The 9,780-nt window shown below is 72.1% G+C and carries 10 protein-coding genes; 9 read left to right on the plus strand and 1 reads right to left on the minus strand.

Features of this window, described 5'->3' with window-relative positions; all coding sequences use genetic code 11:
• Positions 1–5: 5 nt before the first annotated feature.
• Positions 6–836, plus strand: coding sequence for a type I methionyl aminopeptidase (map, locus tag D8M35_RS05635; RefSeq protein WP_274542767.1), 831 nt, complete (start codon positions 6–8; stop codon positions 834–836).
• 149 nt (positions 837–985) lie between these two features.
• On the opposite strand, the gene D8M35_RS05640 is transcribed toward map, so the two are convergent.
• Positions 986–2,251: an LCP family protein gene (locus D8M35_RS05640; RefSeq protein ID WP_126890956.1), complete on the minus strand. Its 1,266-nt coding sequence runs from the start codon at positions 2,249–2,251 to the stop codon at positions 986–988.
• Positions 2,252–2,547: 296 nt separating this feature from the next.
• On the opposite strand from D8M35_RS05640, the gene infA reads away from it, so the two are divergent.
• The 8 genes from infA to D8M35_RS05680 all read left to right on the plus strand — a co-directional run.
• Complete coding sequence (gene infA / locus D8M35_RS05645; protein WP_017885509.1) at positions 2,548–2,769, plus strand: translation initiation factor IF-1; 222 nt, start codon at positions 2,548–2,550, stop codon at positions 2,767–2,769.
• Between the two features lie 70 nt (positions 2,770–2,839).
• Positions 2,840–2,956 carry a 50S ribosomal protein L36 gene (gene rpmJ / locus D8M35_RS05650; protein ID WP_022903266.1) on the plus strand — a complete coding sequence of 39 codons (117 nt, stop codon included), beginning with the start codon at positions 2,840–2,842 and terminating at the stop codon, positions 2,954–2,956.
• Between the two features lie 148 nt (positions 2,957–3,104).
• Positions 3,105–3,479: a 30S ribosomal protein S13 gene (gene rpsM / locus D8M35_RS05655; RefSeq protein ID WP_058728274.1), complete on the plus strand. Its 375-nt coding sequence runs from the start codon at positions 3,105–3,107 to the stop codon at positions 3,477–3,479.
• Between the two features lie 9 nt (positions 3,480–3,488).
• Entirely contained in the window at positions 3,489–3,887 is a 399-nt protein-coding gene (gene rpsK / locus D8M35_RS05660) for a 30S ribosomal protein S11 (protein ID WP_017885507.1), read from the plus strand.
• Positions 3,888–4,092: 205 nt separating this feature from the next.
• A complete protein-coding gene (locus tag D8M35_RS05665) occupies positions 4,093–5,085 on the plus strand; it encodes a DNA-directed RNA polymerase subunit alpha (RefSeq protein ID WP_126890957.1) in 993 nt (330 codons plus the stop codon).
• Positions 5,086–5,151: 66 nt separating this feature from the next.
• Positions 5,152–5,709, plus strand: coding sequence for a 50S ribosomal protein L17 (gene rplQ, locus D8M35_RS05670; protein WP_126890958.1), 558 nt, complete (start codon positions 5,152–5,154; stop codon positions 5,707–5,709).
• Positions 5,710–5,877: 168 nt separating this feature from the next.
• Complete coding sequence (locus tag D8M35_RS05675; RefSeq protein WP_126890959.1) at positions 5,878–6,990, plus strand: aromatic acid exporter family protein; 1,113 nt, start codon at positions 5,878–5,880, stop codon at positions 6,988–6,990.
• A gap of 55 nt (positions 6,991–7,045) precedes the next feature.
• Positions 7,046–9,780 (plus strand): BTAD domain-containing putative transcriptional regulator (locus D8M35_RS05680; RefSeq protein WP_126890960.1); only part of this gene is annotated, 2,735 nt, incomplete at its 3' end.

The raw sequence follows: 9,780 nt of genomic DNA on the forward strand, positions 1-9,780 counted from the left end.
CCGTCGTGCGGCGTCGGAAGCCCTCGATCTACAAGTCGCCGGAGGAACTCCGGGCGATGGTCCGCCCCGGGCTGCTCACCGAGGCTGCCCTCGGTGCGGTCCGTGCCGCGATGCGTCCCGGCATCACCACGGGCGAGCTCGACGCGATCGCCGAGCGCACGATCCGTGACGGTGGCGGTGTGCCGAACTTCCAGCTCGTCCCGGGCTACCGGCACACCCTGTGCGTGTCGGTGAACGACGAGATCGTCCACGGGATCCCCGGGGACCGCGTCCTCGCATCGGGCGACATCGTCTCGGTCGACGCCGGTGCCGAGGTCGACGGGTGGAACGGTGACAGCGCCTTCACGACCGTCCTGCCCGGCGGGGACGCCACGTCCACCACGGCTCGGCAGTCGCTCTGCGACACGACGGAGCGCGCCCTCTGGCACGGCATCGCCGCGCTCGCGCACGCGCGGAACCTCAACGAGGTCGGCGCCGTGATCGAGGACGCCGTCGACGAGACGGGGACCTGGGGCATCGTGGAGGACTTCACGGGGCACGGGATCGGCCGCTCGATGCACGAGGACCCGCCCGTCTTCAACTACCGTGTCCGCGGTGCCGGCCCGGCCGTCCGACCCGGGCTGGTCGTCGCGATCGAGCCGATGGTGACGGCCGGGACGATCGACAGCTCGACGGACGACGACGAGTGGACGATCAGGACGCTCGACGGCTCCGACGCGGCGCACTGGGAGCACTCCGTCGCCGTGCACGCGGACGGCATCTGGGTGCTCACCGCCTCCGACGGCGGCGCCTCGGGTCTCGTACCGCTCGGCGTCACGCCGGTCCCCGTCCCGTAGGGACGACCGCCGCCGTTCCGCCCCGGCGGATCCTTCCGCGCGCCCGGCCGGGAGGCTCGCCCCGACTCCGCGGGTCGTCTCCCGTCACCGACGCTGGCCGGTACCGGCTCCGGTACGAGTGACCGCGCCGGCGCCGGTTCCCGACGGGCTCAGTTCCCGACGGAGCAGGTCTGCTCGGAGGCGGACTGCCCGGAGATGTTCGAGGGCAGCGGCGTCGCCGTCGGCGTGCCACCAGCCGGCGCAGCACCGGACGGCGCACCGCCCGAGGTGTCACCGCTGCCGGCCGGCGCCTCGCCGGGGGCCGTGTCCGTGCCCGGCGTGCTGCCCGCGGTGGGGGACTCCTCCGACGCGCGGCCGGTCGTGGAGTCGCTGAGCGAGGTCTTGCGGTCCTGCTGCAGCACGACGTTGAGCTCGTGCGCAGCCGCCTCGTCGACGAGCACGTGCGCGGTGTCGGACGGGTCGTCCACGACCGGGTACTGCACGAACAGCATGTCCGACGTGCTCATGCCCCGGAGCGTCGAGGCGAGCCCGACGAGCGTCCGGGTCTGCGCCAGACCGTCCGAGAGCGTCATGTTCGACAGTGCCGCACCGGCCAGCTTGTAGAGGGTCACCGGGTTCGACAGGGTGCCGTCCGAGGCCACCTTGCGGAGCAGGGCCGACAGGAACACCTGCTGCGAGCTGATGCGCGCGAGGTCGCTGCCGTCGCCGACGCCGTGTCGGCTGCGCAGGAACGCCAGCGCGTCCTGGCCCTCGAGCGTGTGCTGTCCGGCGGCGAGGTGCAGGCCCGTGTACGAGTCGTCGATCGGCTTCGCCACGCAGACGTCGACACCGCCCAGGGCGTTCGACATCTCGATCACGCCGTTGAAGGTGATGAGCCCGGCGTACGGGATGGTGAGCCCGGTGAGGTTCTCGACGGTGTCCACGGCGCAGGAGATCCCGCCGCGCCCGAGCGACTCGTTGATGAGCTCCCGGTCGACGGCCGGGTACGAGGTGCCGGTCTCGGGGTTCGTGCACGCCGGGATCGGCACCTTGAGGTCGCGGGGGAAGCTGACCGCCGTGAGCTGCTGGTGGTCCTGCGAGATGTGGACGAGGATCGTGACGTCGTTGCGGGCGCCCTCGACGTCCTCGTCGGAGTCGAACTGCCCGACGCGGGTGTCGCTGCCGAGGAGCAGGATGTTCGCCCCGCCCTGCATCGCGGTGATGTCGGCCGTCTTCGCGGTGTTCTGGTCGTCCTTGCTGAGCTCGACGGTGTGCGGTGCGGCGGCGAGCTGCGCGCCGGCGATGGCCGCGACGCTCGTGCCGCTGACCAGGACGACGGCGACGGCGGCCGCGACGAACCCCAGCAGCGTGCCCCATCCGCGACGGCGCGGCAGCCGGCCGTGGCGGGCGAGGGGGCGGCGGGGTGCTTCGGGCACGTGGTCTCCGATCGGTTCTCCGGCGCAGGTGCCGGACGGTCAGCGATCGCCAGGCTACGGCGGTGGGCCCGGTCCGCAACCGGGAAGCGACCGAGGATCCACTCTGGACCGTTCAGCCGGCGCCCGACAGCCCCAGACGGAGGGACCCGGCGCGGCCGGTGACCCGCCGGCACTTGGCAATCTGCGCTCGATCCCATACGATTGATCTTTGGTGTGTCATGCCCTTCGGCGTGGCGCCCGACCCGCAGACCGGCTCGGGGATCACACCGGTAATCCAACCAAGCGACAGTGAGGCTATGGCCAAGAAAGACGGCGTCATCGAGATCGAGGGCTCGGTGCTCGAAGCTCTGCCCAACGCGATGTTCCGCGTTGAGCTGACCAACGGACACAAGGTCCTCGCGCACATCTCCGGGAAGATGCGCCAGCACTACATCCGTATCCTCCCCGAGGACCGCGTGATCGTGGAGCTGAGCCCGTACGACCTGACCCGCGGCCGGATCGTCTACCGCTACAAGTGATCCGCGAGCTGGAAAGGAACGGCTCGGCGAACCCGCCGGGCACGAAGCCAGCGAGCAACAGGAAGCAATCATGAAGGTCAACCCCAGCGTCAAGCCCATCTGCGAGCACTGCCGTGTCATCCGCCGCAAGGGCCGCGTCATGGTGATCTGCAAGAGCAACCCGCGCCACAAGCAGCGCCAGGGCTGAGCTCCCAGCAGGACCCACAACTCAACACTGCACACGCAGTACCAGAACCCCGCCGCGACCTCGGTCGTCGGCGGGGGGACACCTCGGGGCGGAGGCCCGGGCACCGGTACTGCGCCACACCTCCACCGAAAACAGGAGCAGCCAGCACATGGCACGTCTAGCAGGCGTCGACATCCCGCGCGAGAAGCGCGTGGAGATCGCACTCACGTACATCTACGGCGTCGGCCGGACCCGCGCGGTCCAGGCACTCGCCGAGACCGGTATCTCCGGTGACATCCGCGTCAAGGACCTGACCGACGACCAGCTCGTCGCCCTCCGTGACTTCATCGAGGGCAACTTCAAGGTGGAGGGTGACCTCCGCCGCGAGGTCGCAGCCGACATCCGCCGCAAGGTCGAGATCGGTAGCTACGAGGGTCTCCGCCACCGTCGTGGTCTCCCGGTGCGTGGTCAGCGCACCAAGACCAACGCGCGTACCCGCAAGGGACCGAAGCGCACCGTGGCAGGCAAGAAGAAGGCCCGATAGGAGATCATCATGGCTACCCCCAAGACTGCCGCGCGCAAGCCGCGTCGCAAGGAGAAGAAGAACGTCGCCGTGGGCCAGGCCCACATCAAGAGCACGTTCAACAACACCATCGTCAGCATCACCGACCCGTCGGGTGCCGTCCTCAGCTGGGCGTCCTCGGGTGCCGTGGGCTTCAAGGGTTCGCGCAAGTCGACGCCGTTCGCGGCGCAGCTCGCTGCCGAGTCCGCTGCGCGTCAGGCGCAGGAGCACGGCGTCAAGAAGGTCGACGTCTTCGTCAAGGGCCCGGGCTCGGGTCGCGAGACCGCGATCCGTTCGCTCCAGGCCGCTGGCCTCGAGGTCGGCTCGATCAACGACGTCACCCCGCAGGCGCACAACGGCTGCCGCCCGCCGAAGCGTCGCCGCGTCTGACGCGAGGAGCAACCGGCCGTTCCCCGCTCGTCCCCTGACCGGGGCGAGCGGGGCCGGCCATTCCTGGTCGTTCGATCGCGCACGTCGGGCCCTCCCGGCCCTGCGCTGCGCGTGATCACAACTCAACAGACCCGTCGGGGCCCGGTCGGCCCCGTCGTACCGCCGAGTGTCATATAGCGGACACTCCGCCGAAAGGAATCCCACAGTGCTCATTGCACAGCGCCCCACCCTGACCGAGGAGTCGATCTCCGAGTACCGCTCGCGCTTCGTCATCGAGCCGCTCGAGCCGGGCTTCGGTTACACCCTCGGCAACTCGCTGCGCCGCACGCTCCTCTCCTCGATCCCCGGCGCGGCTGTCACCAGCATCCGCATCGACGGCGTCCTCCACGAGTTCAGCACCGTCCCCGGTGTCAAGGAAGACGTCACCGAGATCATCCTCAACATCAAGAGCCTCGTCGTCTCCAGCGAGCACGACGAGCCGATCACCGCGTACCTGCGCAAGCAGGGTGCCGGTCAGGTCACCGCGGCGGACATCTCCGCTCCGGCCGGCGTCGAGATCCACAACCCGGACCTCGTCATCGCGACCCTGAACGACACCGCGCGGTTCGAGCTCGAGCTGACGATCGAGCGTGGCCGCGGCTACGTCTCGGCGACGCAGAACCGTTCCGAGTTCAGCGAGGCCGGGCAGATCCCGATCGACTCGATCTACTCGCCGGTCCTCAAGGTCACCTACCGCGTCGAGGCGACGCGTGCCGGTGAGCGCACGGACTTCGACCGCCTGGTCGTCGACGTCGAGTCGAAGCCGGCGATCTCGCCGCGCGACGCCATCGCCTCGGCCGGCCGCACGCTGGTCGAGCTGTTCGGTCTCGCCCGCGAGCTGAACACGGCGGCCGAGGGCATCGAGATCGGCCCCGCGCCGGTCGACGCGGTGCTCTCGAACGAGCTGCAGACCCCGATCGAGGACCTCGACCTGTCGGTCCGCAGCTACAACTGCCTCAAGCGGGAGGGCATCAACACGGTGTCCGAGCTCGTCGCCCTGTCGGAGACGCAGCTCATGAACATCCGCAACTTCGGTCAGAAGTCGGTGGACGAGGTCAAGGACAAGCTCACCGAGCTCGGCCTGTCCCTCAAGGACACCGTCCCCGGATTCGACGGCGCCCACTTCTACAGCGGGTACGACGAGGACGAGTCCAACTGACCTCGCGCTGACGCGCACGCGCACCGATGAGTCGGTGCGCACCACCATCACCACTGGAGAACTGACATGCCGAAGCCCACCAAGGGCCCCCGCCTCGGTGGCGGCCCCGCCCACGAGCGCCTGCTCCTGAGCAACCTCGCCAACGCCCTCTTCACGCACGGTCGCATCACGACCACCGAGACGAAGGCCAAGCGCCTGCGTCCCGTCGCCGAGCGTCTCATCACGTTCGCGAAGCGTGGCGACCTGCACGCGCGTCGTCGTGTGATCGCTCAGCTGCGCGACAAGTCCGTCGTGCACACGCTGTTCACCGAGATCGCCCCGCAGGTCGAGGACCGTCAGGGCGGCTACACCCGCATCACGAAGCTCGGCTTCCGCAAGGGTGACAACGCGCCGCTCGCCTCGATCGAGCTCGTCCTCGAGCCGGTGTCCAGCACGCCGGCCCCGGTGACGCGCACCGCGGCCCCGGCTGCTGCCGCTCCGGCCGAGGAGACCCCGGCCGAGGAGACCCCGGTCGAGTCCACGGAGACGACCGAGGAGTCCGCTCCGGTCGAGGCCGAGACCGAGACCCCGGCTGCCGCCGAGGTAGAGGCCGACGCCGAGGCCAAGTCGGACGACGCCAAGTAGGTCCAGCACCACCGCACGGAACCCCCGCGACGCACGTCGCGGGGGTTCCGTCGTCCCTGCGGGGCGCGTGCCGTCGGACGGGAGGGTCGGGACGGCGCCGCCACGGGCCTCCCGTCCGGAGCGCACCCGCGTGCCCTCCCAGCGTCACCGCCGTACGGTGATCGCGACATGGCGAGAGCGGAACGGATCACCGGCGCAGGGCGCCGACTGTGGCGGTGGAGTCGGGACTCCGGCACGCAACCGCGGTTGCTGCTCGCCGGCAAGGCGGCACTCGCCGCCACGATCGCGTGGACCCTGGCGAAGTACGCGCCGGGCATCGCCGCCGAGTACCCGTACTACGCGCCCCTCGGCGCGATCGTCGCGATGCGCACCACGGTCTTCGCGGGGATCCGCGCCGGTGTCCAGACGCTCGTCGGCATCACCCTCGGCATCCTCATCGCCGGGTTCACGATGCTCGTCGGCGACCCCGGGGTCGTCGCGGTCGCGCTCGTCGTCGGTCTGGGCGTCCTGGTGTCCGGGTTCCGGATCCTCGGCGAGGGGTACTCGTGGGTGCCGATGGCGGCGCTCTTCGTGCTGCTCATCGGCGGCGGCAACGCCGAGGGCTACTCGTTCGCCTACGTCGTGCAGATGGCGATCGGCATCGCGATCGGCCTCGCGGTGAACTTCGCGGTGGTGCCGCCGCTGCACTTCTGGGACGCCGAGCGGCGCATCGACCAGGTGAACGGTGTGCTCGCGCAGCAGCTCGACGACCTGGCCGACGTGCTCGACGAGGGGGAGCCCGACACCGGGGCGTGGGACCGCCAGCAGGAGCGGCTGGACAAGGCGATCGCGGACGTGCGGGACCGTGTGTCGACGGCGCAGGAGGCCCGCCGGATGAACCCGCGGAGCGTGCTGCGCGGACCGCGGGCACGACTGCAGACCGACGGAGCGCGCTTCCGGGCGCTCGAGCGCGTGGCCTGGTACACGACCGACCTCACGGAACTGGTCGCCCGGTCGGGGCCCGTCGCGGAGAACCTCGGCCGGCCGGACCCGGCGTTCGCGGAGCCGTTCGCGGCCGCGCTCCGGAAAGTCGCCTGCGTGGTCCGGGGCGACTGCCCGGAGGACGGTGCCGACGAGTCCATCGCCGACCTCGAACGGGCGCTCGACGCCAGTGACGCGGACCCGTCGCAGGTCACGGTGACCTCGAGCGCGATCGTCGCGCTGCGCGGCGTGCTCGAGTCGGAGAAGCGCGCGACCGCCGACGTCGACACCTCGACCGGTCCGTCCGGCAGACGCGGCTGAGTCCCGTCCCGTGCCGTCGTCGCGGTCCGGTGCGGGTCGTCGGTAGGATCCGAGGGTGCCCGTCGCGCCCCGTGTCGCCGTCCTCGGACCGGTGTCGGTCGCCGGCCCGGACGGCGCTCCGCTCGTGGTCCCGGGGGCCCTGGCCAGGTCGTTCCTGACCGCCCTGGTGCTCGCACCCGGCCACACGCTCGGCACCGCGACGCTCATCGACGAGCTCTGGGGCGAGGACCGGTCGAAGGGCGCTCGCGCAGCCCTGCAGACGCTCGTGTCCCGCCTGCGCCGGACGACGGCCGAGGGAGTCGTCGTGTCGACCAGCACCGGGTACGCACTCGGTGGCGACCCGTCCGACGTCGACCTGGTGGCGGCGGAGCGGACGGCGCTCGACCCGGCCGCCGACACCGGCACCGTCCGGGCCGCCCTCGACCGGTGGCGCGGCGCCCCGGGTGTCGACGTCGACGGGGACCTCGGCGTCGCGCTGGCCGACCGGGCCGCTGCTGCCGAGCACGCGCTGCGTCGACGCCTCGCGGCCCTGCTGTTCGCCGACGGCGACCCGGCCGCGTCGGCCGCCGCCTGGCTCGCCGAGGTCGACGCCGCGCCCTACGACGACGCGGCCGCCGGTGGAGCGATGCGCGCCCTCGACGCCGACGGGCGCACCTCCGAGGCGCTGGCGGTGTTCGCCGCGTACCGGGAACGGTTGGCGGACGGACTCGGGGCCGACCCGTCCGCGGAGCTCGTCCGGCTGAACACGGAACTCCTCAGGCGATCGACGGCCGTGGAGGGCCACCCCGTCCGGCGCACCGGACTCCGCGCCGCGCCCAACGAGCTCGTCGGACGAGGGGACGACGTCGCCCACGTCGCCGCACTGCTCGGCGAGCACCGCCTGGTCACGGTGCTCGGACCGGGCGGGCTCGGCAAGACCCGGCTCGCGCAGGCCGTCGCCACCGAGCTGCCCCCGACCACCGGCGTCATCGTCTGCGAGCTCGCGCCGATCGGCGACGCCGAGGACCTGCTCCCCGCACTCGGCGCCCTGCTCGGGATCGCCGAGGTCCGGACGGCCCGCATGCTGCAGGACGCGGTGGTCACCGACCTGTGGGCACGGGTGGTCCGGGCCCTCGACGACGGCCCGACCGTGCTCGTGCTCGACAACTGCGAGCACCTGCTGCAGGCCGTGGCCCGCTGCACGGCCGACCTGCTCGCCGCCGTGCCCGGGCTGCGGGTGCTCACGACGTCCCGGGCTCCCCTCGCGATCGCCGGCGAGGTCGTCGCGCCCCTCGGTCCGCTGCCGGTCGAGGCGGACGGGGCCGCCGTCCGGCTGTTCACCGAGCGAGCCCGTGCCGCCCGGCCCGGAGCGGTCCTGCCGGTCGACGCGGTCCGCCGGATCTGCACCCGGCTCGACGGGTCGCCGCTCGCCATCGAGCTCGCCGCCGCCCGGATCCGCGGCATGTCGGTCGACGAGGTCGAACGACGACTCGACGACCGTTTCGCCCTCCTGCGGGGTGGTGACCGCAGCGCCCCGGAACGGCACCGCACGCTGCTCGCCGTCATCGAGTGGAGCTGGCGGCTCCTCGACGAGGGCGCCCAGGACCTGCTGACCCGGCTGGCGCTGTTCCCCGACGGGGTCGCAGTCGACGCCGTCGAGGCGGTGGCCGAGCCCGCACGGCGCCAGGACGCGCTCGACGACCTCGCCGACCTCGTCGAGCAGTCGCTCGTGCAGCTCGTGGAGACCGAGGGGGAACCGGTCCGCTACCGTCTGCTCGAGACCGTCCGGGAGTTCGGTGCCGCACGCCTGACGGAGCGGGGCACGACCGAGGACGTCCGCGCGGCGATGACCGCGTGGGGCCGGGAACTGTCGGCTGCGCGGAACCTGTTCGCGCTGCGGGGGCCGGCGCAGCTCGTCGCCTTCACCGAGGTCCGCCGCGAGGCCGACACCCTCGTCACCCTGCTCCGCTGGGCGCTCCGGGCCGACGACGTCCCGACGGTCACGCACGTGTTCGCTGCGCTCGGCGGGTACTGGACGCTGCGCGGGCTGCACCGTGAGCTGGTCGGGACGGCGCCGGACGTCGTCGCCGCCCTGCGCTCGTGCATCCCGGGCCCCGCGGACCGGACCGCCGCGATCGTCGGGCTCGTGCTCTGCGGAGCCACGTCGGCGTTCACCGACCTCCGCACCACGGCGCGGTCGATCTCGGGCCTGCGGACCCTGCACGTGACCGGTCGTGCCGAGGACCCGGTCGTCGATGCGCTCGCGACGCTGCTGCTCTCGATCGGGCGTCCCGAGCAGGGCTTCGCCGAACTGACGCGCCTGCGCGCCGACCCGGACCCCGCCGTGGCGTGCCTCGGCACGATGCTGAGTGCGCCGCTGGCCGAGAACGCCGGTGACCCCGTCGGGGCCCTGCGGTACGCACGTCGGGCGAAGGAGCTGGCGGTGGCGACGGGTGAGGCCTGGACCACCGGCACGGTGGCGGTCACGCTCACCCAGCTGCTCGCCCAGTCCGGCCGCTACGCGGAGTCCCTGGCCGAGGCGGTCAGCGCCCGCGAGCACCTGGAACGCTTCGGCGCCGACGACGACCTGTACGAGATCGGCTGGACCGTGGGCCTCGCGTCCGCCGCGACCGGGGACGTCGACCGTGCCCGCTCGATCGCAGCGGACCTGCGGCACCGGCCTGCGGCTGGCCGCGGGGGCTTCGAGGACCGTGGACTCATCGCGGTGCTCGCGGTCGCGATCACGGCCGAGTGCGACCGCCACGAGGGGCACCTCGACGCGGCGGCGGCCGGGTACACCGAGGCGTGGGA

The organism is Curtobacterium sp. HSID17257, assembly GCF_003989515.1.
GTDB lineage: Bacteria > Actinomycetota > Actinomycetes > Actinomycetales > Microbacteriaceae > Curtobacterium.